General features: G+C 66.2%; 24 protein-coding genes and 1 tRNA gene. 8 read left to right on the forward strand and 17 right to left on the reverse strand.

What is annotated here, in order from left to right; translation table 11 throughout:
• Window positions 1–43 precede the first annotated feature (43 nt).
• Window positions 44–892, forward strand: a complete 849-nt coding sequence (locus EDF58_RS01275; protein ID WP_132261996.1) for a TauD/TfdA family dioxygenase — start codon at window positions 44–46, stop codon at window positions 890–892.
• A gap of 46 nt (window positions 893–938) precedes the next feature.
• Here EDF58_RS01275 and EDF58_RS01280 read toward each other — a convergent pair whose 3' ends face one another.
• From EDF58_RS01280 to rimO, 3 genes are all read right to left on the reverse strand, one after another.
• Window positions 939–1,496 (reverse strand): hypothetical protein, encoded by a 558-nt coding sequence (locus EDF58_RS01280; protein ID WP_132261998.1) that lies wholly within the window; start codon window positions 1,494–1,496, stop codon window positions 939–941.
• Window positions 1,497–1,499: 3 nt separating this feature from the next.
• Window positions 1,500–2,261 (reverse strand): molybdopterin-binding protein, encoded by a 762-nt coding sequence (locus EDF58_RS01285; protein WP_132262000.1) that lies wholly within the window; start codon window positions 2,259–2,261, stop codon window positions 1,500–1,502.
• 641 nt (window positions 2,262–2,902) lie between these two features.
• Entirely contained in the window at window positions 2,903–4,285 is a 1,383-nt protein-coding gene (gene rimO / locus EDF58_RS01290; protein ID WP_132262002.1) for a 30S ribosomal protein S12 methylthiotransferase RimO, read from the reverse strand.
• 158 nt (window positions 4,286–4,443) lie between these two features.
• On the opposite strand from rimO, the gene EDF58_RS01295 reads away from it, so the two are divergent.
• Entirely contained in the window at window positions 4,444–4,836 is a 393-nt protein-coding gene (locus tag EDF58_RS01295) for a DUF1761 domain-containing protein (RefSeq protein WP_132262004.1), read from the forward strand.
• On the opposite strand, the gene EDF58_RS01300 is transcribed toward EDF58_RS01295, so the two are convergent.
• The 5 genes from EDF58_RS01300 to EDF58_RS01320 form a co-directional block, all read right to left on the reverse strand.
• Entirely contained in the window at window positions 4,828–5,895 is a 1,068-nt protein-coding gene (locus tag EDF58_RS01300) for a potassium channel family protein (RefSeq protein WP_132262006.1), read from the reverse strand. The two genes, EDF58_RS01295 and EDF58_RS01300, sit on opposite strands and share 9 nt — an antisense overlap.
• A gap of 11 nt (window positions 5,896–5,906) precedes the next feature.
• Window positions 5,907–7,061, reverse strand: coding sequence for a LysM peptidoglycan-binding domain-containing M23 family metallopeptidase (locus EDF58_RS01305; RefSeq protein ID WP_132262007.1), 1,155 nt, complete (start codon window positions 7,059–7,061; stop codon window positions 5,907–5,909).
• Window positions 7,058–7,822, reverse strand: a complete 765-nt coding sequence (gene surE / locus EDF58_RS01310) for a 5'/3'-nucleotidase SurE (protein WP_132262009.1) — start codon at window positions 7,820–7,822, stop codon at window positions 7,058–7,060. Before surE ends, EDF58_RS01305 begins: the two co-directional genes overlap by 4 nt.
• Before the next feature lie 56 nt (window positions 7,823–7,878).
• Window positions 7,879–9,186 (reverse strand): serine--tRNA ligase, encoded by a 1,308-nt coding sequence (gene serS / locus EDF58_RS01315; protein WP_132262011.1) that lies wholly within the window; start codon window positions 9,184–9,186, stop codon window positions 7,879–7,881.
• Window positions 9,187–9,306: 120 nt separating this feature from the next.
• A tRNA-Val gene (locus EDF58_RS01320) sits at window positions 9,307–9,381 on the reverse strand.
• Between the two features lie 88 nt (window positions 9,382–9,469).
• Here EDF58_RS01320 and EDF58_RS01325 point away from each other — a divergent pair.
• A complete protein-coding gene (locus tag EDF58_RS01325; protein WP_132262013.1) occupies window positions 9,470–9,757 on the forward strand; it encodes a DUF3297 family protein in 288 nt (95 codons plus the stop codon).
• A 118-nt stretch (window positions 9,758–9,875) separates the two neighbouring features.
• On the opposite strand, the gene EDF58_RS01330 is transcribed toward EDF58_RS01325, so the two are convergent.
• Entirely contained in the window at window positions 9,876–10,532 is a 657-nt protein-coding gene (locus tag EDF58_RS01330) for a CHAP domain-containing protein (protein ID WP_132262014.1), read from the reverse strand.
• A gap of 178 nt (window positions 10,533–10,710) precedes the next feature.
• Here EDF58_RS01330 and der point away from each other — a divergent pair, with 178 nt between their 5' ends.
• Window positions 10,711–12,087 (forward strand): ribosome biogenesis GTPase Der, encoded by a 1,377-nt coding sequence (der, locus tag EDF58_RS01335; RefSeq protein ID WP_132262016.1) that lies wholly within the window; start codon window positions 10,711–10,713, stop codon window positions 12,085–12,087.
• Between the two features lie 56 nt (window positions 12,088–12,143).
• Here der and EDF58_RS01340 read toward each other — a convergent pair whose 3' ends face one another.
• Window positions 12,144–13,298, reverse strand: a complete 1,155-nt coding sequence (locus tag EDF58_RS01340) for an AI-2E family transporter (protein ID WP_132262018.1) — start codon at window positions 13,296–13,298, stop codon at window positions 12,144–12,146.
• Between the two features lie 117 nt (window positions 13,299–13,415).
• Between EDF58_RS01340 and EDF58_RS01345 the strand changes: the two genes are divergently transcribed.
• The gene (locus EDF58_RS01345; protein WP_243654024.1) at window positions 13,416–15,566 is read left to right on the forward strand and encodes a S9 family peptidase; all 2,151 of its coding nucleotides are present in this window, start codon (window positions 13,416–13,418) and stop codon (window positions 15,564–15,566) included.
• On the opposite strand, the gene EDF58_RS01350 is transcribed toward EDF58_RS01345, so the two are convergent.
• The 5 genes from EDF58_RS01350 to EDF58_RS01370 form a co-directional block, all read right to left on the reverse strand.
• Window positions 15,553–16,611, reverse strand: a complete 1,059-nt coding sequence (locus tag EDF58_RS01350; RefSeq protein WP_132262019.1) for a nitronate monooxygenase — start codon at window positions 16,609–16,611, stop codon at window positions 15,553–15,555. The genes EDF58_RS01345 and EDF58_RS01350 overlap by 14 nt on opposite strands.
• Window positions 16,612–16,634: 23 nt before the next feature.
• Entirely contained in the window at window positions 16,635–17,120 is a 486-nt protein-coding gene (gene bfr / locus EDF58_RS01355; RefSeq protein WP_132262021.1) for a bacterioferritin, read from the reverse strand.
• A gap of 114 nt (window positions 17,121–17,234) precedes the next feature.
• Window positions 17,235–17,429 carry a ferredoxin gene (locus EDF58_RS01360; protein ID WP_132264026.1) on the reverse strand — a complete coding sequence of 65 codons (195 nt, stop codon included), beginning with the start codon at window positions 17,427–17,429 and terminating at the stop codon, window positions 17,235–17,237.
• Between the two features lie 70 nt (window positions 17,430–17,499).
• Window positions 17,500–18,717 carry a DUF418 domain-containing protein gene (locus EDF58_RS01365; RefSeq protein ID WP_243654025.1) on the reverse strand — a complete coding sequence of 406 codons (1,218 nt, stop codon included), beginning with the start codon at window positions 18,715–18,717 and terminating at the stop codon, window positions 17,500–17,502.
• Window positions 18,718–18,876: 159 nt separating this feature from the next.
• A complete protein-coding gene (locus EDF58_RS01370) occupies window positions 18,877–20,022 on the reverse strand; it encodes an SPOR domain-containing protein (RefSeq protein ID WP_243654026.1) in 1,146 nt (381 codons plus the stop codon).
• 287 nt (window positions 20,023–20,309) lie between these two features.
• Here EDF58_RS01370 and EDF58_RS01375 point away from each other — a divergent pair, with 287 nt between their 5' ends.
• The 3 genes from EDF58_RS01375 to EDF58_RS01385 are packed head-to-tail and all read left to right on the forward strand — an operon-like array spanning window position 20,310 to window position 22,813.
• On the forward strand, window positions 20,310–21,035 hold the full coding sequence (locus tag EDF58_RS01375) for a ParA family protein (protein WP_132262023.1): 726 nt from the start codon (window positions 20,310–20,312) through the stop codon (window positions 21,033–21,035).
• A gap of 2 nt (window positions 21,036–21,037) precedes the next feature.
• Window positions 21,038–21,544, forward strand: coding sequence for a hypothetical protein (locus EDF58_RS01380; protein WP_243654027.1), 507 nt, complete (start codon window positions 21,038–21,040; stop codon window positions 21,542–21,544).
• 15 nt (window positions 21,545–21,559) lie between these two features.
• On the forward strand, window positions 21,560–22,813 hold the full coding sequence (locus EDF58_RS01385; protein ID WP_243654028.1) for an SPOR domain-containing protein: 1,254 nt from the start codon (window positions 21,560–21,562) through the stop codon (window positions 22,811–22,813).
• Window positions 22,814–23,067: 254 nt separating this feature from the next.
• On the opposite strand, the gene EDF58_RS01390 is transcribed toward EDF58_RS01385, so the two are convergent.
• A complete protein-coding gene (locus tag EDF58_RS01390) occupies window positions 23,068–24,309 on the reverse strand; it encodes a dihydroorotase (RefSeq protein ID WP_132262025.1) in 1,242 nt (413 codons plus the stop codon).
• Window positions 24,306–25,301 carry an aspartate carbamoyltransferase catalytic subunit gene (locus tag EDF58_RS01395; protein WP_132262027.1) on the reverse strand — a complete coding sequence of 332 codons (996 nt, stop codon included), beginning with the start codon at window positions 25,299–25,301 and terminating at the stop codon, window positions 24,306–24,308. The genes EDF58_RS01390 and EDF58_RS01395 overlap by 4 nt, the downstream gene beginning before the upstream one ends.
• Window positions 25,302–25,426: the final 125 nt, after the last annotated feature.

Below are 25,426 nucleotides of genomic sequence, written 5' to 3' on the forward strand. Positions count from 1 at the left end.
GCTGAACAACTGTTCAAAACGATAAGCTGGAGAGTGTGCCGCCATGGCCATCCGATTCGAGGACATCAAGGAACACATCGGTTCGCGTGTCGTGTGGGACGACCGGGAAGACATCTTCACGCCCGAAGCGGCCGCCGCGATCCGTGCGAAAGTGGAAGAGCGCACCGTCGTCGTCTTTCCCGAGATCAACCTTACCGATGCCGAGCAGCTTGCCATCACCGATGCGATGGGCGGGACCGTCAAGCTGACGGCGCGGAACAACGTCCAGCAGAACGACGACAACGTCTACCAGGTCACACTGGACGAGAAGATCAATCCGCAGCCTGAATACGTGCTGGGGACGTTCTTCTGGCACATGGACGGGATCACGGTGGATATGCCTCCGCCATTCGCCACGCTGCTGTCGTGCCGGATTGCCCCGGCCATCGGCGGAGAGACGGAGTTCGCCAGCACTTACGCCGCCTACGAAGGGCTGCCGGAGGAAGAGAAGCAGGCGTTGGAAGGGTTGCGGGCCGTACACTCGGTGCGCGCCAGCCTCTCCCCGATCGCCGACGCCATTCCCGAGAAGCACCGCGAGCGCGTTCTGGGCATCGGCCTGATCAAGGAACATCCGCTGGTCTGGACTCACGAGTCCGGCCGCAAGTCGATGGTGATCGGTACTACGGCCGACCATATCGTAGGCATGGAAGTGCCGGCGGGCCGCGCCATGCTGATCCGCCTGCAGGAATGGGCGGCGCAGCCGGCGTTCTCACTGCGCCACAAGTGGACCAAGGGCGACTTCGTCATCTGGGACAATACCGGCGCGATGCACCGGGCGATCCCTTATGACAAGTCGACCGGGCGCATGATGCACCGAACCTCGATCGCCGGGACGGAGGCGGTCGCGGCCTGATCCGGGAAAATATCGGGCGTCGCTCTGGACATGGTTCGGGGCGACGTCAGGATTGGAGATTGGCCGCGGTGTAACACTCCACCAGATAGGCCAGCGGCCGTTCGTCCGGCAGCACCAGCATGGCCCGATGGGTGGAGATCGTGCCTGCCGGGCAATTCGCGGCGGCGCCGGCAATCGTCGAGAGCGGCAGGCGCCGGAAATGCAGGTCGGCCACGGCCTTGCCGAAAGGCATGTCGCTGGAGCGCAGCACCTCGTTCATGTCCGCAGTCAGGCGCTCTGGCACGTACCAATTCCATGCGACCGACAGGATCCGGGAACCGCAGCTCAGCCGGACGTTGCGAAGAGCGGCCGTCTCGCCGGGCTGCAGCGCCAGCTTCTTTTCGATGTCGGCGGGTGGGGGGATGTCGCTGCCGGTCACGAGCTGCGCCGTTACCCGCGCAGAGGCGGAAAAGCCGCGCAGGGTGCACCATTCCTCCAGCGCCAGCGTGGCGCTGTCATGGCGGCCCAGGACGGCTTCGAAGGCTTCGAGCGTCGTTGGGGCCTGGACGGCGACTGGCGCGGAGGACGCCATCAGGGCAAGCGCGACGGCCGTCTCGAATGCCATGGCTCAAATGCCACCGGGCACCGCGGGACGTCCCATCGCTTCCAGGCCCTGCACCAGAGCGCGCGTGCAGGCGGCAAGATCCTGGGCGTTGACGGAGCGGATCACGAAATTGGCGCCGGTGCGGCCCTCGGCCCAGAACGGGTAGGAGCCGATCTGGCAGCCATCGTGGGTTCGTTCGGTTTCGCGCAGGAGTTCGGCGACTTCGCTCTCCCCCACCCAGCAGCCGACCGTCTCTGAAAGCAGCGGAGCCCCGCCTTCGAGCTGGCCGGAAAGAGCGTCGAGCATGCCGGCGGTGATGCTGGGGACGCCAGCCATGATAAAGACGTTTCCGGCGCGGATGCCGGGGGCGCCGGTGTAGCGATTCGGAATGAGGCTGGCGCCGTCCGGCGTGCGCGCCATGCGCAGGCGGGCATCCGTCAGCCCCCCGCGCGTGGCATAGTAGCTTTCCAGGATCGCACGGGCTTCCGGATGGACGATCACCGGCACGCCCAGCGCTTCGGCGATGGCGTCGACGGTGATGTCGTCATGGGTCGGGCCGATGCCGCCGGTGGTGAAGAGATAATCGTTGCGTGCGCGCAGCGTGTTCACGGCCTCGACGATGGCGGCCGTGTCGTCGGCGACCACGCGCACTTCCTTGAGGCGGATCCCCTGCACCTGCAGCCAGGCGGCGACTTGCGCGATGTTCTTGTCGTGCGTGCGACCGGAAAGGATTTCGTCACCGATGACGACGAGGGCGGCGGTATAGATTCGCAACGATTCGGCCATGCAGCATGGCTAGGACAAAGCGGCTCCGACTGCCAGCACATGGGGGCACTGGACGGCGTTTCGCCTGGAATAGGCGCAAAAAAAAAGGGCCGATCCGATGGACCAGCCCTACGAAAGTTTTTGGGAGAGGATGCCTGAAAGGCCCGATCCTTATGATCCGCGAAAGGTTTTGCTGCAAATGCGAAAAAATTGGGCGTAATTGCATAACGTGCATGTGATCGCTCGGGCGTTGAATTTCTGGCCGTCCTGAGGGGCAATGCGCTTGTTAGAAATGCATGCGCCTGCCGGTTTGCGCGCTACGGATGCCGCGACGTGCCGCAACTCAGCCTATCGAGCGACGTTGGAGCGTCTTCGGGCGCCGTGGCTGCGCCTGCAATGAAGCGGCGCGGCCAGTGCCTTAAAACCAGAAACGGATGAAGGCGAGGTGCGCGGAGCTGCGAGACTTGACCGGGAGCATTGATGCAAACGTCAATTCGCGCGGATGCAGCGCAAAAAAAAGGCCGGTCCGAAGACCAGCCCTTGGAAAGTTTTTGGGAGAGGATGCCTGAAAGGCCTGTTCCATATGCTCCCGACACTGATTCGCTGCAAATGCGAAAAGATTGAGCAACGTTGCAAGGCGTGCAACTGCCGCCCGATCCCGCTCAGACTTCGGTAATGGCGCCGTAGAGGTCGTGCTCGTCGGCGTCCTCGATAAGAACGTCAACGATATCACCGACTTCCAGGTTCTTTCCGGCATTGCGGAGGAAGACATTGCCGTCGATTTCGGGGGCGTCGGCCTGAGAGCGGCCGGTTGCACCGATGTCGCCGTCCTCGTCCACTTCGCCGACTTCATCGATGATGACCGGGAGAATACGTCCAACTTTGCCCTGAAGCTTGGCAGCGCTGATCGCGGCGGTCTTCTCCATGATGCGGGCGTAGCGTTCTTCCTTGACCTCTTCGGGCACGGCGTTCGGCAGGTCGTTGGCGCTTGCGCCTTCGACGGGTTCGAAACGGAACGCACCCACGCGGTCGAGCTGGGCCTCGTCCAGCCAGTCCAGCAGGTACTGGAAGTCCGCCTCGGTCTCACCGGGGAATCCGACCACAAAGCTGGAGCGAATCGCGATATCCGGGCAGATCTCGCGCCACTTGCGCAGACGGTCGAGCACCTTGGCCTCGTTGGCCGGACGCTTCATCGACTTGAGCACCGAAGGCGCAGCGTGCTGGAAGGGAATGTCGAGGTAAGGCGTCAACAGTCCTTCCGCCATGAGCGGAATCACCGCGTCGACATGGGGATAGGGATAGACGTAGTGCAGGCGGACCCAGGGCTTGCGGCCCTGCGAATCGCTGAGCTGACCGAGTTCGCGGGCAAGGTCCGTCATGTGCGTGCGGACCTCGTGGTCCTTCCACATGCGCGTCTCATGCCGCACGTCAACGCCATAGGCCGAAGTGTCCTGGCTGATGACCAGCAGTTCGCGCGTTCCGGCCTGGACCAGCTTTTCCGCCTCGCGCAGCACCGCGTCGATGCGGCGGCTCGCCAGCTTCCCGCGCAGCGAGGGAATGATGCAGAACGAGCAAGCGTGGTTGCAGCCTTCCGAGATCTTCAGATAGCTGTAGTGCCGCGGCGTGAGCTTGACGCCGGCTTCGTCGTAGATCTGGGGAATCAGATCGACGTAAGGCGAAAGTTCGGGCGGCGCGGCTTCGTGCACGGCCTCGACCACGGCTTCGTACTGATGCGCGCCGGTGACGGCCAGCACGTCCGGGAAGCGGGCGCGGATCACGTCGGCCTCATTGCCCATGCAGCCGGTGACGATCACGCGGCCGTTTTCGGCAATGGCCTCGCCGATCGCGGAGAGGCTCTCTTCCTTCGCGGAATCGAGGAATCCGCAAGTGTTGACGAGCACGACGTCGGCCCCGGCGTAGTCCGGGCTCATCGTATAGCCGTCGGCGCGCAGGCGGGTGAGGATGCGTTCGGAGTCGACAAGCGCCTTGGGGCAGCCGAGGCTGACCATGCCGACCTTGGGCGGAGAGGGGATTTCAATAGCCATAGGGATGGCGCGCCCGATACGCCTATTGCGCCCGAGAGTCACGAAAAACGAATCGTACCGGCCGAGTGGCAGGCGAATCCCTTCCTTCGATGCGCACTTGTCTTGCGCCTTCGGCACGGGCCTGCAAGAGAGAAGCTATTGGAAAACAGGGGATGTCGATGGGTCCGGTTAACTGGTTGGCGGTCTTCCTGGCTGCGGCGCTTGCGGTGGCGGTGGGCCTTGTCTGGCACGGTCCGTTGTTCCGAACCGGGCGGCAGCTGATTCCCGGACGCGCGCAGCGCGGGGCCAATTATGCCGTGGTCGTCTTCGTCATGCTGGTGTCTTCGGCCATGCTCGGCCACAATTTCGCGCGGATCGGGGCGGAAACGCTGGCTGCTAAGCCCTGGCTCTATTTCATGCAGACGGGCGGCGTCTCGGTGGCCTTCGTGATGCCCGCTGTGTGGCTGACCCACCTTCGCCAGCGCACCGAGCCGATGCGCCGCGTGGTGGACTGCCTGTTCTGGCTGGTGGCCTATCTGGCGATGGGCCTGGTGTTCTGGGTGCTAGGCTGAACCGGCTTCGTCGGTAGCCTTGGTGGGGGCGATTTCCACCACGATGTCGCCGGGCTGCAGGATGCTGGCGTCGTCTTCCCAGAAGCCGATGGTGTGCTCTCCCCGGTAGATGCGAAGCCCCTTGCCGCCCGTGGCGAGCTGGTCGAGCGGCCGGCCGATCTCCTCAGGCGCCACCGGCCGTTCGACCAGCTGCACCCGGCCCGCCACGGAGGCGAGGTCGGAGAAATAGTCCGCGACGTGCTGGCCCTCGGCCGAGCCTGCCAGGAGCAGGCCGGTGAAGCGCACCGGGTTGATGACGTTGTTGGCGCCGGCCTGCCGCGCGAGGAGTTCGTTGTCATCGGCCCGAATGACCACCGTGATGGGCACCGTGGGTGCAAGGTGGCGGGTGGTGAGCACGATCAGCACCGAAGTATCGTCGCGCCCGGCGGAGACCAGCACCGTTCGCGCCGTCGTCACGCGGACCGCGTTCTGGATATCGTCACGCGTGGCGTCGCCCTGGAGCACGTTGCAGCCCAGTTTCTCGGCGTGAGCCAGACGGGCCTCCACCGGGTCGACCACGACGATGCAGGCCGGTTCCATCCCGCGCTCGACCAGTTCCTTGACCGCTTCCGAGCCACTGACGCCGAAGCCGAGCACGACGATGTGGTCCTCCAGCCTTTCCTGGATTCGCTTCATGCGCCAACTCTCCCAGCTGCGTTTGATGATGAAATTGTAGGCCGTGCCGACGAAGATGGTGATGACGGCGAGCCGGATCGGCGTGACCAGGATCGCCTCGATCAGCCGCGCCCGGTCGCTGACGGGGGCGATGTCGCCAAAGCCCGTGGTCGTGATCGAGATCATCGTGAAATAGACGACGTCGAGGAAGCTGACCTGCCCGTCGTGGACATCGTGGAGGCCGGCCCGGTCGCTCCAGTGGACCATGATGACCACGAAGATCAGGAAGAACGCACCGCCCAGGCGCAAGGCCACGTCGGCCCAGACCGGGACCGCCAGCGACCGACGCAATGGTTTGAACGAAGGCGGCCTGAATACGGCGCGAGCAGAGTGTCGCTTCGACATGCCCGCCAAGCTTAGGGGGCCTTGGGCAACTCGTCCAGCGGATCGACGGGCTTGCCGTTCTGCCGCACCTCGAAGTGAAGCTCGTTGCCCTTGGCAAGGCCCGTGCTGCCGACCAGCCCGACGCGCTCTCCGGCCGCCACCCTGGCGCCTTCCTTGACGGTCACCCGGCTGAGGAAGGCGTAGGCGGTGAACCAGCCGTCGCCGTGGTCGAGCACGACGAGATTGCCGAACTGCTCCTTTTCCATGCCCGCGAAACGCACGGTGCCGGCCGCGGCGGCCCGGACCATTGTGGCTTCCGGGGCCTTGATGTCGATGCCGTCGTGATGGTTGGCGCCGGTCGCGAAGCCGCGGCGGATGGGGCCGCTGACAGGCCAGGCGAATCGCGCGCTACGCGTGGTCGGCGTGCTCTGCGGAGCGGGGATCGCCAGCAGCGGTGCGGCGGTGGGCGCAGACGTGGGCGCAGCGACAGGCACGGAAGCGCCGCTTGCGGGCGGCGGATCGAGCAAAGTGGGGATCAGCAGCGTCTGGCCCGGCTTGACCGGCGCGGCCGGATCGAGACCATTGGCCAGGGCGACCTGCTCCCAGGGCACCGCGTACTTGTACGAGATCGAAAAGCCGGTGTCGCCTGCCTTGACCGTATGCCGGCGCGTGCGGGGGATCTGCAGTTTCTGGCCGGAGCGCACCGCATAGGGCGGCTGCAGACCATTGGCTTCCGCGATCAGGACGCGGGGAACTTTCGCTGCGGCGGCGATGCCGCCCAGCGTCTCGCCGGGCTGGACGACGTGCACGGATTCCTGCTCCGGCGGACCCGCTGCGGCGATGGCGGCTTTCGCCGTCGAACTGGCTGCGGCTGCTGCCTTGGCCGTCGCACTGGCGCCGGAGGCGCGCGCTGGCGCCGCGGCATTGTCCGGTTTCGGTGCCGCCGTTTTCACCGGCGCAGGCCGGGAGCGCGGAATGGCAAGCTTCTGGCCCAGCCGGACGACGTAGGGCGCTTTCAGGCCGTTCGCTTTCGCCAGAGCCTCGGAAGAAACGCCGGCGCGGTTGGCGATGCCGTTCAGCGTCTCGCCCGGTTCGACGACGTGCACGGTCTCGTCCCGCGGTGCCGCGACGGCAGGCGCGATCGGCAGCGCCAGCGCCGCAAGCAGGAACAGGGACTTGGGAATCATGCTTCGAAGCGGCTCGCGATCTGCGCTATCGCGGCGTCATGCGTGAGGTCGATCTGGAGCGGGGTCACAGAGATATAGCCTTCGGAGATCGCTTCGAGATCGGTGTTGTGGCCGGGCGTGTGCTCGATGCCGTGCAGGCCGAACCAGAAGTACGGGAAGCCACGCGGGTCCATGCCCTCGACGACCGAGCCGCGCGCATAGTCGTGGAAGCCCTGGCGGACCACGCGAATGCCCTTCACGTCAGCTCCGGCCAGGGGCGGGAAGTTGACGTTGATGAGGGTGCGCGGCGCGAACGGCATGTCCAGCAGGGGGCGCAGCACTTTGGCGCCCCATTCCTCGGCCGCCGAGAAGCTGACATTGTTGCCGAGGCCTTCGCCCGCATAGACCTGGCTGAGCGCGATCGAGGGGATGCCTGCCATGGCCCCTTCCATCGCCGCGGAGACGGTGCCCGAATACGTCACGTCGTCACCGAGGTTAGCGCCGCGGTTGACGCCGGATAGGATCAGGTCCGGCGGGCCGGGCAAGGCTTTCTTGAGGCCCAGGGTCACCGAATCGGTCGGCGTGCCCGTGACCGAGAAGCGCTTGGGCGCATGCTCGCGCATGCGCACCGGGCGGCCCAGCGTCAGCGAATGGCCCGCGCCCGACTGTTCCTCGCTCGGCGCGCAGATCCAGATATCGTCCGAAAGCTGTGCGGCGATCTTCTCCAGGACATAGAGGCCGGGGGCGTTGATGCCGTCGTCATTGGTGAGCAGGATACGCATGATTTTTCTGCTGCTTTCATTCGTCGTCCCGTAACAGGTTCAGGGCGACGAGGAGTTCAGGTGTGCTTCGAGTCGAGAGCGGCTTCGTGGCCGGCCGTCAGCTTGTCGATCCCGCCCATCCAGGGCTTGAGCGCTTCGGGAACGCGCACCGAGCCGTCTTCCTGCTGGTAGTTCTCCAGAACCGCCACCAGCGTACGGCCGACCGCGAGGCCCGAGCCGTTGAGCGTGTGCAGGAACTCCGTCTTCTTCGAACCTTCCGGCTTGAAGCGCGCGTTCATCCGGCGGGCCTGGTAGTCGCCGCAGTTCGAGATCGAGCTGATCTCGCGGTAGGCCGCCTGGCCGGGCAGCCAGACCTCGAGGTCGAAGGTCTTGCGCGCCGTCGCGCCCATGTCGCCGGTGCAGAGCAGCACTTTGCGATAGGGCAGTTCCAGCGCCTGGAGGATCGTTTCGGCGGCCGCGACCATGCGCTCGTGCTCGGCTTCCGACTGCTCGGGCGCGCAGATCGTGACGAGTTCCACTTTCTCGAACTGGTGCTGGCGGATGAAGCCGCGCGTATCGCGGCCCGCAGCGCCCGCTTCCGAGCGGAAGCAAGGGGTGAGGGCGGTCATGCGCAGGGGCAGGGCGGCCGTATCGACGATCTCGTCCTGGACCGCATTGGTCAGCGAGACTTCGGCGGTGGGGATGAGCCAGCGACCGTCCGTGGTCCGGAACAGGTCCTCGGAGAACTTCGGAAGCTGGCCGGTGCCGAACACGGCCTCGTCCTTGACCAGCAGCGGCACGATGCATTCCATATAGCCGTTGGTGGCGGTCTGGGTGTCCAGCATGAACTGCGCCAGCGCCCGGTGCAGGCGCGCCATCTGGCCCTTCAGGAACGTGAAGCGCGCGCCGGAAATCTTGGCGCCGGTCTCGAAATCGAGGCCGAGTGCCGGGCCGAGATCGGCATGTTCTTTGGGCTCGAAGGCGTAAGTGCCCGGCGTGCCCCATTTCGAGACTTCGACATTCTCGCTCTCGTCCGCGCCGTCCGGCACTTCGGCGACGGGGATGTTGGGCAAGGCGGCCAGGGCATTGTGAAGCTGGGCGGAGAGGTCCTTCTCCTCGGCTTCGAGCGCCGGGAGGGTGTCCTTGAGCTGGGCGACTTCGGCCTTCAGCGCTTCGGCCGTGGCGCTGTCGCCCTGGCTCATGGCCTTGCCGATCGCCTTCGATGCCTCGTTGCGGCGGTTCTGCCCTTCCTGCATGCGCGTCGCCACCGAGCGGCGCTGCTCGTCGAGGGCGAGGATGTCGGCAGCCACGGGGAGAGCCCCACGGCGGGCGAGGCCGGCGTCGAATCCTTCGGGATTCTCGCGGATCAGGCGGATATCGTGCATGGCGCGCGCTATGCCGCCTCATGCGCGCAGGCGCAAGATTCCAGAGGCTCGTTTCGGCCTGCGAGAAATGGTGATCTTGGGGAAAATGTCCGCCTTGCAAACGCCATCCCGTAGAAGGGATGGTGGGCGCGGCAGGGATTGAACCTGCGACCCCACCCGTGTGAAGGGTGTGCTCTACCACTGAGCTACGCGCCCGCAGAAGGACTGTGTCCGTTGCGGAAGCGCGCCTCTAGATGAGTCGGATCGAATTGACAAGCGCCCATCTGGAATTAAATCGCGGGGCATGACTGAAGAGACCCAGAACGGCCCTGACGTGCCGCCCGATCACCTCGCCATCAACCCGAAGAGCCCGTTCTTCGATGAGGCAAAGCTTCAGCGCGGCGTCGGTATCCGCTTCAAGGGTACCGTGCGCACCAATGTGGAAGAATACAGCATTTCCGAAGGCTGGGTGCGCGTCCAGGCCGGCAAGACGCTGGATCGCAAGGGCAATCCCCTGACGGTCAAGCTCTCCGGTCCGGTGGAAGCCTGGTACGAAGACCTCGGCGAAGACGCGCCGGTCGCCAAAGTCTGAGGTAAGGGGCCTGAGGTCCGCAAGGCCCTGAGGTCAGCAAGGCCCTGAGGTCAGCAAGGCCCGATAGGGCCATACCCGGACGGTCGGCCTGTTTCGGCAGGCCGCCGGGCCGGGCGCCTCAGTAGAGGCCGGCGATGATTTCGCCGATGGGGTCGCTGCGGCGGCCCTTTTTCCTTTTCTTCGGTGCCTCTGGCGTGGCCGAGACGTCGTCCAGCCGTTGCAGGGTCGGATCCTGGCCCCCTGCGGGACCGGAATTGGGCCGCGCGTTGTAGATGAAGCCGGACACCGGCCAGTGCGTGTTGCCGAGGTTGTGAATCGGCGCATACCACACGCGCACTTCGCTCCAGTCGTTTCTGGCCGAGACGTCGAGGACGGTGACGTTCTTCTCGATCCGGCCGCGGCTTCCCTCGATCGGGGACCAGTTGGCATGGCTCACCAGGATTGTGCGCGAATCGATGACCTTGCTGACCGTGGCGACATGGCCGAGCTGGGAATTGGCGTAAGGCTCCATCGCCATGACGGCGCCGATGCGCGGGGTATGGCCGATGGCATAGCGGCCCTGGGCCTGGCTCCACCAGGTATGGGCATCGCCGAAGATCTGGATGCCGGAAAGCTGGCGTGCATAAGGCACGCACTCCAGGTAATCGGGCTTTGCCACCGCGCCCACGGTGTCATCTGCGCCCGCCAAAGCGTCGTCTATGGCGGAACGGGCACTGGCCGGCGCGATCGTCGCGGCGGCCAGACCCAGTATGATTGCGATCCGGTAACCCTGCATGTGTTCCAATTCTGCCCGGTACGGTTATGGGATTCCTTCAGGGCATGGTTAACGACGAATTAGGAAATTGTTCCCGGACGTCCGGCTTATTTTATTCAATACCGCGCCGCGAGAACGCAGGCGTTTCCATTCCGAAGGAATTCCCCTACGGGCCGGAATCCTTTATCGAGTTATCAACATGCTTCCTCAGGTGATCATCATCGGCCGACCCAACGTCGGCAAGTCCACGCTGTTCAATCGGCTCGTCGGCAAGAAGCTCGCGCTCGTCGACGATCAGCCGGGGGTCACGCGTGACCGTCGCTTCGGCGATGCCGAGTTGCTCGGCCTGAAATTCCAGATCGTCGACACGGCGGGTTGGGAAGACGAAGAAGACCAGACTCTGCCCGGCCGCATGCGCAAGCAGACCGAGGCTGCACTGGAAACGGCCGACGTGGCGCTCTTCGTGGTCGACGCGCGCGCAGGGCTGACACCTCTGGACGAGGAAATCGGCCAATGGCTGCGCGCTTCGCCGGTGCCGGTGGTCCTTCTGGCCAACAAGGCCGAGGGCCGCGCGGGCGAGGGCGGCGTGCTTGAAGCCTATTCGCTGGGCCTTGGCGATCCGATCACGTTCTCGGCCGAGCACGGAGTGGGCATGGCGGATCTGTTCGAGTCGCTGCTGCCGCATCTCGATCCGCTCCAGCCCGAAGAGCCGGAATTCGAAGAGGAAGTGGACGAGGAAGCGCTGCTGCGCCGGCCTCTCAAGCTAGCCATCGTCGGCCGGCCGAATGCCGGCAAGTCCACCCTGATCAATCGAATCCTGGGCGAGGATCGCCTGCTCACCGGGCCGGAAGCGGGCATCACGCGCGATTCGATCACGGTCGACTGGGAGTGGACCGATCCCAAGACGCAGGAAGTCCGCCAGGTCAGCCTGATCGACACGGCCGGCATGCGCAAGCGTGCCAACGTGACGGAAAAGCTGGAGCGCATGGCCGTGGCCGATGCGCGCCATGCCATCGATTTCGCCGAAGTGGTGGTGCTGCTGCTCGATGCCACGCGCGGGCTGGAACACCAGGATCTCACCATCGCCTCCAAGGTGCTGGAAGAAGGCCGCGCGCTGATCATCGCGATCAACAAGTGGGACGTGGCCGAAGGCGCCTCGGCCCTGTTCAACGGCATTCGCGGGGCGCTCGACGACGGCCTGGCGCAAGTTCGCGGCGTGCCGCTGCTGGCCGTTTCGGCACGGACCGGCAAGGGCCTGGACGAGCTGATCGCCGCCGGCTTCTCGATTCGCGAGGCCTGGAGCAAGCGCGTGCCGACCGCCGCGCTCAACCGCTGGTTCGACGATGCGCTCTCCGCCAACCCGCCGCCGGCGCCGGGCGGCAAGCGCATCAAGCTGCGCTACATCACCCAGGCCAAGACCCGCCCGCCGGGCTTCGTGCTGTTCGGTACGCGTCTGGACCTGCTGCCGGAAAGCTATCGCCGCTACCTGATCAACGGCATTCGCCGGGAACTCGGGTTCGATGCGGTGCCGATCCGTCTCAATCTGCGCATGCCGAAGAACCCCTTCGCCAAATAACGAAAAGGCCGCTGGAGACTGCTCCAGCGGCCTTTTTCAAAACCGTCGTTCGCGTGTCAGGACGGGTGCGCGGCTACCTCGGCGTCGGAAACCGGCGCCTCCGCCCGCTCTTCCTGCTGTTCGATGGCATCGGGCTCCAGCATGCCGTCGCTGTTCTTGATCTCGCGCATGAGCGTCCAGACGGCGATGAACAGGGCGGCGATCACCGGGCCGACGATGAAGCCGTTGAGGCCGAAGATCTGCAGGCCGGCCAAAGTGGCGATCAGCACCACGAAGTCGGGCATGCGTGTGTCGCGGCCGACCAGGATCGGACGCAGGATATTGTCGATCATGCCGATGACGAACAGGCCGCAGAAGGCCAGCACCGCACCTTGCCACATGTGGCCAGTCGCCAGCAGATAGCCCGCCATGGGTACCCAGACGAGGCCGGTGCCGACGGCGGGCAGTAACGAGAAGAAGCCCATCATCACGCCCCAGAGCAGCGAGCCGTCGATCCCCAGCAGCGAGAAGATCACGCCGCCGACCAGGCCCTGCGCCACGGCGACCACGACCGTGCCCTTCATCGTCGCGCGCACCACGATCACGAAATTGCTCACCAGCCGGTCGCGCAAGTGTGGGCGCAAGGGCATGGCGTCCCGGATCAGCCGTCCATAGCGGTCGCCGTCGCGCAGCAGGAAGAACGTGAGGTAGAGCATCACGCCCAAGGCCGCGAGGAAGCTCAGCGCGCCCTGTCCCACTGAGAGGAGCCGGGCGGCAAGGCCCTGGAGCCCGTTGGCGATCCCGGCGCCGAACTGGCGGCGCAAGTTCTCGAAATCGGTGAGGCCGTAGCGGTCGATCAGGCGCTCCAGCGATTCGGGCAGGGCGGCGCGGACTTGCTCCAGCATGTGCGGGATGTCGATCTGGCCGCCGCGGACCTTTTCGTAGATCGTCGTGACTTCCTGGACGAGGCTGACCCCGAGCAGGATGGTGGGAATGATGAAGAGCGCGAGCAGCAGCAGCAGCATGAGCCCCGCCGCCAGGCTCTTGCGCCCGCCGAACCGGGTGGCCAGCTTCGCCGTGAGCGGCTGAAACAGGATCGCGGCCACTACGCCCCAGAGCACGGCGCCGAAGTAAGGCAGCAGCAGCCAGACGAAGGCCGCGGTAACGAGGATGACGAGAACGCCGAAGCCGTAGTCCTCGATGGTATAGGGGGGGCGTTCCGGTTGCTCCATGCCTGCCTCTTAGCATGATTCCCGCCGCGGCAAGGTCGCCGGCCGAGGTGACTGGATTTTTCACGAAGTCTGGGCAAGACAGGGTTCATCCTCCCATTCGAGAAGGAGCATTCCATCTTGCCGCATACCCTTTCGCGCGCCTTTGCCCTGCGCGCCGCCGTTCTCGCGCTCTCCTGCGCCGTCGTTCCGCTCTCCTCGGCCTTCGCCGCGGACGAAGCCGGGGCCGGACAGGCCGCCAAGACCTCCATCAAGGGTCCGGAGCGCGGCTTCACGCCTGACGACCTGTTCAAGCTTTCGGGCGTCACTGACCCGCAAATCTCGCCCGACGGCAGCCGGATCGCCTACGTTCGGGCCGCGGCCGATGTGATGACCGACAAGGTCGTACCCTCGATCTGGCTGGTCGATGCGGCAAGCGGCGTGCAGCGGCCGCTCGTGACCGGGGCGGGTGCCCATTTCTCGCCGCGCTGGTCGCCGGACGGCAAGCGCCTGGCCTTCGTTTCCAGCGACGGGACGGGCGCGCCGCAGCTTTACGTGCTCTGGCTGGATGGCGGCGCCAAAGTGAAAGTGACGGGGCTGCCTGACAGTCCCGGCGCGCTGGCCTGGTCGCCGGACGGGCGCCAGATCGCCTATACCATGCGGGTTCCCGGAGAGGGGCCCAAGATGGGCGCGCAGCCCTCGCAGCGCCCCGAAGGCGCGCAATGGGCCGAGCCGCTGCAGGTGATCGACCGCGTGACATACCGTGCGGACGGCGGCGGCTATGCCCAGCCCGGCTACGACCACCTGTTTCTCGTTTCGGCCGACGGCGGCGCGCCGCGCCAGCTGACTTTCGGAGACTTCGACGACGGCGGCCCGCTGTCGTGGACGCCGGACGGCAAGCGCGTGGTTTTCAGCGCCAACCGCCACGAGAACTGGCAGCGCGACATCAACAATTCCGAAGTCTACGCGCTCGACATCGCGAGCGGCGCGGTGACGGCGCTCACCAGCCGCAACGGCCCCGATGCCGGCGCGATGGTCTCGCCAGACGGCAAGCATATCGCCTACCTCGGCTATGACGACGTCAACCGGTCCTACGAGAATTCCGACCTCTACCTGATGAACAGCGACGGTTCGGGATCGCGGCTGCTGACCAAGGGGTTCGACCATTCGATCGACGCGGTGAACTGGTCCGGCAATTCCGCGATCATGGTCCAGTATGACGATCATGCGAGGACCTATGTGGCCCGCGTCGGGCTGGACGGTTCGATGAAGACCGTGGTCGAGGGGCTCAGCCCCGGAGACCATTTCGACCGGCCCTATACGGGCGGTGCGTTCAGCGTCTCCGCCAATGGCCGCGTGGCCTATACCTCCGGCACAACCCAGCGCCCGGCCGACCTTTGGGTCAGCAATGGCGGGACCGGCCGCAAGCTGACCGACCTCAACGGCACCTGGATGGACGCCAAGGCCCTGGCGCCCGTGCGCAAGCTGGCGGTGACCGCGCCTGACGGCCGCGCGATCGACGCCTGGCTGGTGACGCCGCCGGGCCTGTCGGCGGGGCAGAAGGCGCCGCTGATCCTGGAAATCCATGGCGGCCCCAACACCGCTTATGCGCCGGGCTTCTCCACCGACTACCAGCTCTACGCCGCGCACGGCTACGCGGTGCTCTATACGAATCCGCGCGGCAGCACGTCCTACGGCGAGGCCTTCGCCAACCTGATCGACCGGGCCTATCCCGGAACCGATTATGACGACCTCATGGCCTCGGTCGACGCGGCAATTGCCGACGGGGTGGCCGATCCGGACAACCTCTTCGTCACCGGCGGATCGGGCGGCGGCGTGCTGACGGCCTGGATCGTCGGCAAGACGGACCGGTTCAAGGCGGCGGTGACGCAGAAGCCGGTCATCAACTGGATCAGCGAGGCGCTGACGATGGACGCCACGCCATTCACCTCGCGCTACTGGTTCGACAAGAAGCCCTGGGAAGACCCCATGGAGTACTGGCGCCGCTCGCCGCTGAGCCTGGTGGGCAACGTCAAGACGCCGACGATGGTGGTGGTGGGCTCGGAAGATTTCCGGACCCCGGTGAGCGAGGCGGAGCAGTATTACGCTGCCTTGCAGATCCGGGGGGTGCCGACCGCGCTCGTCAAGGTGCCGGGCGCCAGCCATGGCGGCATTGCCGCGCGGCCTTCGCAATCGGCAGCCAAGGCGTCGGCGATCCTGGCCTGGTTCGACAAGTATCGGACCGACGGGCAGTCGGCCGCGCCGGAAGCCGGCGCGGCTAAGGGCGAGTAGCGGAAAGTTCGGCGGCGAGCTGGGCGACCAGCTCCGCCGCCGGCATCGAGCGGGATAGCGGCGCGCCCTGTCCCGCCCATTGCGCGCCGAACAGGGGTTCTCCCTGGGCCTTGGCGGCAGCGTTGAGCGCTTTACCGGCGTGATAGGTGCGCGGATAGGCAGGGACGGGCGGCAGGTCCGCGCGCTCCCCGAGTTCCGTGAAGCGGTTGGCAAGGCACCGGGCCGGACGGCCGGAGATCGCCCGCGTCATCACCGTATGCCGGGCCGCGTCGGAAGCAAGCAGGGCGCGATAACCGGCATCGGCGTTGCTCTCCGGACAGCCGACGAAGGCCGTGCCGAGCTGCGCGGCAACCGCGCCGAGATCGAGCGCGGCACGCATGCCCGCTCCGTCCATGATGCCGCCAGCCGCGACCACGGGCAGCCTGCCCCAAGCCGCCAGCAGGCGGACCAGCGCGAAAGTGCCGAGCCGATCGTCGGGCGCGGCGGGGTCGAACATGCCGCGATGGCCACCGGCCTCCCAGCCTTGCGCCACGAGTACGTCGATCCCCGCGCTGCGCGACAGTTCGGCTTCCGCCAGACTGGTGACGCTGCCGACGAGCAGGCAGCCAGCCTGCTTGAGCTTTTGGATCGTTGCGGCGTCCGGCAGGCCGAAATGGAAGCTGACCACGGCGGGCTTCGCTTCCAGCACGACTTCGAGTATCGCGGCATTACCGGCGAAGCTCTCGTAGATGGTCTCCAGTCCGGCGGGCGGCGCTGCGCCAAAGGCGGCAAAGCTGGGCGCGAGCGCCTCCAGCCATGCCGCTTCCACCGCCGGTTCGGCGGCGGGCGTTTCGTGAACGAAGAGATTGAGATTGAAAGGCCGCTGCGTGCGGCTGCGCAAGTCCGCAATCTGCCGTCGTGCCTCATCCGGGCCGATGGCGCCTAGCGCGAGCGAGCCGAGTGCCCCGGCGTTGCAGACGTCGGCGGCGAGAGCGGGCGTGGAAGTGCCCGCCATCGGCGCCTGTATCAGGGGAAGGGAGAGACCGAGGCGCGCGAGAAAATCCATGTCTGCTCGCGCGCCGTCCGGGCTTACTCTTCTTCGCCCGCCGGCTTGCTCTGCAGCTGGCAGTAGTTCTGGATGCCCATGCGGGCGATCATGTCGAACTGCTTTTCGAGGAAATCGACGTGCTCTTCCTCGCTTTCGAGGATGCGGGCGAAGATTTCGCGGCTGACGAAGTCACGCACGGTCTCGCAATGGGCGATGGCGTCCTTGAGCAGCGGAATCGCGTCGTATTCCAGGGCGAGGTCGGCCTTGAGCACTTCCTCGACGCTTTCGCCGATGCGCAGCTTGCCCAGCGCCTGGAAGTTCGGGAGACCTTCGAGATAGAGGATACGATCGGCCAGCACGTCGGCGTGCTTCATTTCGTCGATCGATTCGTGGCGTTCGTATTCGGCGAGCTTCTTGATGCCCCAGTTGTCCAGCATGCGGTAATGCAGCCAGTACTGGTTGATCGCGGTCAGCTCGTTGAAGAGCGCCTTGTTGAGAAAATCGATGACCTGCTGGTCGCCCTTCATGGGAGATGCTCCTGAATCTGTTCGGGCGGGTTTATGGCCCTTTCAGACCTGTAAGGCAAGCAGGCACGCGAAAACACCCGGCCGAGGCCAGGTGTAACCCGCCTTGTTGCAGGGTCAGGCTGCCGCGCTCAGGGGCGCGTCGGCGCTTGCCGATTCCTCGGCGATAATGTCTTCGGCTTCGTCCAGGCACTGTCCGCACTGCGGCGCATGTCCGAGAGCACCGTAAAGCGCGGTGGCATCGCCGCGGCAGCAGCGGGCTACGGTGCGCAGGTCGGTCTCACGAATGGCATTGCAGATGCAAACGTACATGGTGCGAATCCTCTTGAGGACCATCATATGCAACTGCAAATGGATCGCAATAGCGTTCTTCAACTTCCTATCAAGCCATTGCCTTACGGCGATTTTTAAGACGTTTTTGCTCTACCAGGGACCGCCAGAGCAGTTCCAGAGGGCCTCTGCGATAGCGACTCAGCCAAGGTTCGCTCCACGCCAGCATCACCATCCAGCCGATCAGAACCAGCGCCCACTGGTCCGCCGGGCCGAGCTTTCCGAACAGGCCCAGGCCCCATCCGTAGAACAGTGCGCACATGAGCAGGCTGGTGCCGATGTAATTGGTGAAGGCCACTTGCCCGGCCGCGATGATCCGCAGGCCCGCGCGGGTTTCGAGCAGGCGCGGCGTCGCCCATACGATCGCCGCGGCGTAACCAAGGGCCGTCAGCAGGTGGGCGGGCCAGAGTCCCTCGCCCAGCAGCATGGCCATCGCGATCGGCGGAAAATGGCGCGGCCAGGCCCAGGCGAGCACCAGCACGGTAAGCGCCAGGCCCGCCGCCGTCGCGCCGATCCGAAGCCGCCGCATCCACGCCTCCGGCCAATCGCCGCTGAAGAAACCGCTGCGCATCAAAACGACGCCGACCAGCATCAGCGGCAGGACTTCGCTCCAGGCGTGGGCCGTCATGGTGAAAAGCCAGAACGGGTCGCCGCGCAGCTTGCCGAGTGCGATGTCCAGGAAACCGCCGTGGTAAAGCTGCGCCTGGGCGAAGTCGTTGGCATTGTAGAGGTCCAGGCGCGCCAGCACCTCGCGGTGCTGGCCGGCCGTAGCCGTGCCGATTCGCAAGGCTTCTTCCGCGCGCACCAGCGGAAGCATGGACCATAAGTCGATCACGGTGGCCGTGACGATCACGCCCGCCGCCAGGCCCAGCAACAAAGGGCAGGGCAAGCGGCGCACGAACAGCACGGCTATGCCGCAGCAGCCGTAGACGAACAGGATGTCTCCCCACCACAGCAGCCAGTAATGCAATGTGCCGAACACCATGAGCCAGGCCAGGCGGCGGACCTGCAGCACGTCACCCTCGCGCCCGGCTGCGTCCATGCGTTCGCACTGGAGGGCGATGCCCGCGCCGAACAGCATGGCGAAGAGCGCGCGCATCTTGCCCTCGAAAAACAGGAAGCCGACGGCCCATGCGGCTTCGTCGGCCATGCTGGCGTGGCCGGGAAAATCGGGCGTCAGCGCGCCGAGGCTGGGTCCGGCGAAACCGGATATGTTGATGGTGAGGATCCCCATGACGGCAATGCCGCGTACCAGGTCGAGCGAAGCCAATCGTCCGCCTGTCCCGGACGGCGGCCGTGGCATCGACGCGCGTGCACCTGCCCGGGCACTCCGGCCCGCGATGGCTTTCAGCATTCCTGGTCTCCCTGAGAGGAAGACTAGGCGATCAGCCGTGGCGCGTCCACGACGACCTGCAAGGTAGGGGTATGACTACGAGGTGACGATGCATTCGTGACCGGAGGCTTTGAGCGCGCCGCAGGCGCGGTCGGCCTGCGCCTTGCTGGCGAAGCCGGCGGCATAGAGCTTGGTGAGCTTTCCGGCCGGTACGAGCTGGCGCTTGCTTCCCGTCATTTCCGGGCGCTTCGACAAGGAGGCCCAGAGCTTTTCCGCATTCCCGGGAACGCCGAAAGCGCCGAGCTGGAGGCGCCAGATGCCGCCGCTCGCCGCGGCCGGAGCAGGGCGCGGCGCGGCTTTCGGTTCGACAGGTTTCGGCGCGGGCGGGGGAGCGGGGCGGGCGACCGGCTGGGCGGCCGCGACTTTTGGCGGCGCCTTCGCGGGAGGCAAGAGCGCGCGGTCGGCCGGGCGCGCGATGGCGGGCAGGGTATAGTCGGCACCGGCGCGGGCAGGGCTGTCCGGCGCGTTGGCGATTCTCGTCGGGGAGGGCGCGCGCGGACCTGTTCCCAGCTCGGCCCCTGCGGTTTCGCGGGTGCGGGTCGCATCGGCCTGCGCCGTAAGCTGGGCGGCGAGCCCTACGCTTTTCTGACGGTCTGCCAGCGGAATATGCTCGTCCATCTGGGCAAGGGCATTGGCGGCCTGGGGTAGCCCCGCGCGCTGGGCCATGCTCACCAGGGCATAGGCCCGTACCCAGTCCTTTTCCACGATGTCGCCGTTGAAGTGTGCGACCCCCAAGATATATTCGGCCCGCGCGTCTCCGCGTGCGGCGGAACTGCGCAGATAGGGCATGGCTTTCTGACGCTCTCCACGCTGGAACAGCATGAGGCCATAAGTGTCGGAAGCCTGGACATGGCCTTGCGCGGCGGCCTTGCCGTAAAGTTCTTCCGCCTTGCCGAGGTCTTCGGGAACGCCGCGCCCCATCTTGTAGGCCTGAGCCAGGTTGAACTGGGCGTCGGCATCGCCCTTGTCGGCCAGCGGGCGCCATTGCTGGACGGCGGCGGCGTAGTTTCCGGCGGACCAGGCCTCGACTCCTGCCTTCACGCCGCCGGCCTTCACGCCCCCGGCCTTGACGTCTCCGGCCTTCACCTCGGCCAGGGCAGGGGCAGCGGCAAGACTCGCAAGCGCGGCGGCCAGCCCGAGGTGCAGGGGGAGACATGATAGGGCGCTTCGATTTTTCCGCACGTCTGCTGGCCTCGATTTCCTGACTAAGGTCCGGACATGGTAAGCGAAGGCACTCACCGGATCATCCGGATATCCCGAAAGATGCCCATGGAAGGGCGAAATTCGCGTTAACTCCGATGGTAAACGAAAAATCCCGGACCTGGCCGAGGCGGCCAAGCGGCAAGTGCCTGAAACGGCGGCGGGGTTAACTCTAAATTAGGAACGATCTGCGATCCAGCCCTCTGTGAGAAACTGAATTTTCCGAGCCGCCGATCTTTCGGCGCGGGGTTCCTCAGGGGGTAACGGCTTTGCGCGTACTGGCATTGGCATCGCAGAAGGGTGGTTCGGGCAAGACCACGCTTTCCGGGCACCTCGCCGTGCAGGCGCAGCGCGCCGGCGCCGGGCCGGTCGTCCTGATCGACATCGATCCGCAAGGCTCGCTCGCCGATTGGTGGAACGAGCGCGAGGCCGACTATCCTGCTTTCGCCCAGACCACCGTGGCCCGCCTCTCCAGCGACCTTCAGGTCCTGCGCCAGCAAGGCTTCAAGCTGGCCGTGATCGATACGCCGCCCGCCATCACCATGGCGATCCAGAGCGTCATCTCGGTCTCGGAACTGATCGTGGTGCCGACGCGCCCCAGCCCGCACGACTTGCGCGCGGTGGGCGCCACCGTCGACCTTTGCGAACGCTCGGGCAAGCCGCTGATCTTCGTGGTCAACGCCGCCACCCCGAAAGCGCGCATCACGGCCGAGGCCGCCGTCGCGCTTTCCCAGCACGGCACCGTCGCTCCCGTCACGCTGCACCAGCGTACCGACTTCGCGGCGTCGATGATCGACGGCCGCACCGTCATGGAAGTCGATCCCAACGGCCGTTCCGCGCAGGAAGTGACCGCGCTGTGGAACTACGTTTCGGACCGTCTCGAACGCAATTTCCGCCGCACCGTCTTCTCCGCTCCGCAGTTGACCGGCCAGCCGATCATGCCCGGCGCGGCACGACCGATCGGTGGCTTCGGCCGCCGCGTGGCAGGATCCTGATCGTGACCGGCTTGAGCGAACACGGCTTTGCCTCGCTGACGCCCGGGCTGCTGGCCCGCAAGGGGCGCGCCCGCCCGGCGATGCGGCGCCAGGATGCCGTCAACCTCGGCGCCACGAGCCTTTCCGTCGCCGGTGCGCGGATGGAAGACCTTGGCTGGAACGACTGGGGCCAGAACGACGCGGTTCAAAACGATGCGGTCCAGACCGATGTGGTCGAGCTGGTCGGACCGAGTGCCGAACTGCCCACTTCGGCGCCGGCGCCCGACGTGCTGCGCCAGATCGACGAGCTTGCCCAGCGCCTCGGCCGCATGACCGTCCAGAGCCGCTCGGCTGCTGTCGAGGGTCGACGCGCCGCCTTTACCCTGCGCCTCGATGCAGATCGTCACTTCCGGCTGAAGATGGCCGGCGTGCTGCTGAACCGCAGCGCGCAAGTGCTGGTTACCGAGGCGCTCGACAAATTCCTTTCCGAAATGCCGGAAATCGCCATGCCCGTCGGCGGGCGCAGCTGAGCCAGGGCCCGATCGATGCAACCCCTCAACTTCCGTGCCCGCAGCGCCGCTCTCGCGATCTGCACCGCGATGGCCGCGACGCTCCTGGTGAGCTGCGCAGGACAAGCGCCTTTCGCCCGCGCCGGTGCTTCGGCCGCCCCGGGTGAGCCGGGGGACAAGGACCTTGCCCGCGCGGAGCAGCGTGTCACCCGCTCGCCGCGCGATGCTTCGGCGCGCGCTGCGCTGGCCCAGACCTACCTCTCTGCCGGACGCTTCGATTCGGCCGCCACCACTTTCGAGGATGCCATTGCGCTGGGCGACCAGAGCCCGCGCACCGGCCTTGGCGCCGTCCTGGCCTATGTCGGCGCAGGTCGCGGGGCTGAGGCCATGGCCGTGCTCCAGCGCTTCCAGAACAAGCTGCCGGCCAGCGACTACGGTCTTGCCGTCGCTCTTGCCGGTCGTCCCGCCACTGGCGTGGATATCCTGACCGGGGTCGTTCGCGGCGGTGGCAATACGCCCAAGGCGCGCCAGAACCTGGCCTATGCCTATGCCCTTGACGGCCGCTGGCGCGAGGCCCGCCTGATCGCCTCGCAGGACGTTCCGGCCGACCAGCTCGACGCCCGTCTTGGTGAATGGGCGCGTGCAGCCCGCCCGGACCAGTCGCAGGCGCGGATCGCCGGCCTGATCGGTGCGCCGCTGCGCGCCGATCCGGGGCAGCCTGCGATGCTCGCGCTCAACGCTCCTGCCGCTGCGCCGCGGATGGCCATGGCCGAAGCGCCCGCAGCGGCTTCGCCCGAAGCGGAACTTCCGCCCGTTCAAACCGGCGAAACTTTCTGGGGTGCAAACCAGCCCGAAGAGATCCAGCCGGTTTCTCCGGCGCCAGCGCCCATGCCGGCTGCCCGAGTCGCCGCGCCGGTGCGTGTGGCCACTGCGCGTCCGGTTCGTCCGGTGGCGGCGGCCAAGCCGCAGGTCGCTCCGGCCAAGGCCTTGATTTCGGCTACGCATCTCGTCCAGCTCGGCTCGTTCCGAACAATGGACGGCGCCAAGCGGGCCTGGGGAATTTTTCAGTCGCGCAACCCGGCCCTTCGGGGGCATGATTTGCGGATTACCGAGGCGAAAGTGAACGGCCAAACTTACTACCGCGTCGCGGCGGGCGGTTTCGACCAGCGTGCGGCCCAGTCCGTCTGCGCCAGCGTTCGGCAGGGCGGCAATCCTTGCCTTGCCTATGCGCAGCAACGGCCGCTACCCGGCGGCGTCGGTGCGAATCAGATGCGCCGCGCCGAGCTTTAGAGTTTCCGCGGGGGCTCTGCCCCTCGCACTTGAGTTCCATGTGAACCTAAACGGCTCCTGTCTTCGGACAGGGGCCGTCTTTTTTGGTTTCAGGGAAGTTAAAAAAGTGAAAGCGGCGGCCGGTCAGGCGCTCTTCCCGATGCCACCAGAACGCCTGCCGGGGCCACAAAGGGGCGGCAGACGGAATATTCCGCGAGAAATGGAGGGTCGGCGGAGGGGGCAGGGGTCATCTGCCCCTGCCATCACGCGACTGCTTACTTGGCCTTTACAGCGACCCCGCCCTTGAACAGCGCCAGCACGCGGCCTTGGACGGGCTGCTTGTCGAACGGCGTGTTGCCGGCGGCAGCGGCCATCTTGTCCGAATCGACGATCCACGGCCGGTCGGCGTCGATCACGGCAATGTCCGCCTCGGCGCCCACTTCGAGCTTGCCCGCATTGACGCCGAGCAGTTTCGCAGGGTTGGTCGCGATCAGTTCGAAGGCGCGGGAGAGTGATATCACGCCGTCGCGCACGAGGTTCATCGTCAGCGGCAGCAAGGTCTCGGCGCCGGCCATGCCCGGCGCGGAATCCGCGAAAGGCAGGCGCTTGTCCTCAGGGCCGCGCGGATCGTGACCCGAGGCGACGACGTCGATCGTGCCGTCCCCGATCGCCGCGATCACGGCCTTACGGTCGTCTTCCGAGCGCAGCGGAGGCGAAAGATGCGCGAAAGTGCGGAAGCCCGCCAGCGCGATGTCGGAGAGCATGAAGTAGGCAGGCGTGACACCGGCCGTGACCTTGAGCCCTCGGTCCTTGGCGCGGCGCACGAGGTCCAGCCCTCTTGCGGTCGTCACCTTACGGAAGTGGATGGCCGCGCCGGCCAGTTCGGCCAGGGCGATATCGCGGGAGATGGCGAGAGCTTCGGCTTCGGCAGGCGCGGACGGCAGGCCGAGACGGGTGGCCATTTCGCCGGAAGTGGCGACGGCCTTGCCGGTGATTCCCGCATCTTCCGGATGGGCCAGCACCACCATGCCGAGCATCCCGGTATATTGGAGCAGGCGCAGCATGGTGCCCGAATCGGCGATCCACTGGCGCCCGGTGGTCACGGCCTTGGCGCCCGCGTCGCGCATGAGCGCGATCTCGGCGAGTGCCTTGCCTTCGAGGTTCTGGGTTGCCGCGGCGAGCGGATGGACCCAGAGGTCCGGCTTGCCCGATTGCGCCGCGAAGCGGACGCGCGCCGGCACGTCGAGCGGCGGGTTCTGGTCGGGCATGAGCGCCGCGCGGGTGATGCCGCCGAAGTGGAAGGCGGGCTTGTCGATGGCGAAGACGCCGATGTCGACGAGGCCGGGGGCGATCAGCCGGCCGCGGGCGTCGTGAACTTCGTCGCCCGGCTGGGGCGTGACGTCAGCGCCGACGGCGGTGATGAAGCCGCCTTCGCTGCGCAGCGCGCCCGGGGCGATGGTGCCATCGGGCAGTACCAGCTGGCCGCCGGTCACGGTGAGGGGGGTATTGTTGCTCATGCCCGGGCCTCCCCAGCCCATCCGGGCATTCCGCGCCCTCGTCGGGTCAGGACATCGAGGCAGGCCATGCGCATGGCCACGCCCATTTCGACCTGGGTGGTGATCTGCGAGCGGCCGACGAGATCGGCGACATTGCTGTCGATCTCGATGCCGCGGTTCATCGGGCCGGGGTGCATGACGAGGGCATTGCCTTCCGCCTTGGCAAGACGGTCCAGCGAGAGGCCGTAGAGATGGCGATATTCGCGCGGCGAGGGGATGAACTGGCCTTCCATGCGTTCGAGCTGGAGGCGCAGCATCATCACCACGTCGGCGCCCTTCAGCGCGGCATCGAAATCGTGGAAGACCTTGACGCTCATGCGCTCGATATCGGCGGGCAGCAGGGCCGGCGGTGCGCAGACGCGGACTTCGGCACCCAGCGAATTGAGCGCCAGGATGTTGGAGCGGGCGACGCGGCTGTGCAGGATGTCGCCGCAGATCGTCACGCGCAGGCCGTTGAAGGCACGCTTGGCCTGGCGGATGGTGAGCGCGTCAAGCAGGGCCTGGGTCGGGTGCTCGTGCTGGCCGTCACCGGCATTGAGCACCGGGCAGTCGACGAGGTTCGAGATCAGGTGCACGGCGCCCGAGCTGGCGTGGCGAATGACGATGGCGTCCGCGCGCATGGCGTTCAGCGTCATCGCCGTGTCGATCAGGGTTTCGCCCTTCTTCACGCTCGAATTCGCCACCGCCATGTTGACGACGTCGGCGCCGAGGCGCTTGCCCGCGATCTCGAAGCTCAGCAGCGTGCGCGTCGAATTCTCGAAGAAGGCGTTGATGATCGTCAGGCCGGAGAGCAGGTCGCGCCGCTTCTGCGTGCCGCGGTTGAGGTCGACCCATTGCTGGGCCTCGTCGAGCAGGAACATGATCTCGTGCGGGGCCAGGCCGCCGATGCCCACGAGGCTGCGGTGCGGGAAGGCTGCGGAGCCTTCCGGATATGTGAATTCTGGAGCTGTCATCGAAGACAAGGCCTTAGGCTCGGCTCGGAGTCGGCTCAAGGTGTTTTTAGCGCCAAGGCGGATCTTATGGGCACGCACCCTATTCGCATGGGCGGGAGACCGGATTGGCCGATGGCGCCCTCGCT

This window comes from Novosphingobium sp. PhB57, from assembly GCF_004342985.1.
Lineage (GTDB): Bacteria > Pseudomonadota > Alphaproteobacteria > Sphingomonadales > Sphingomonadaceae > Novosphingobium.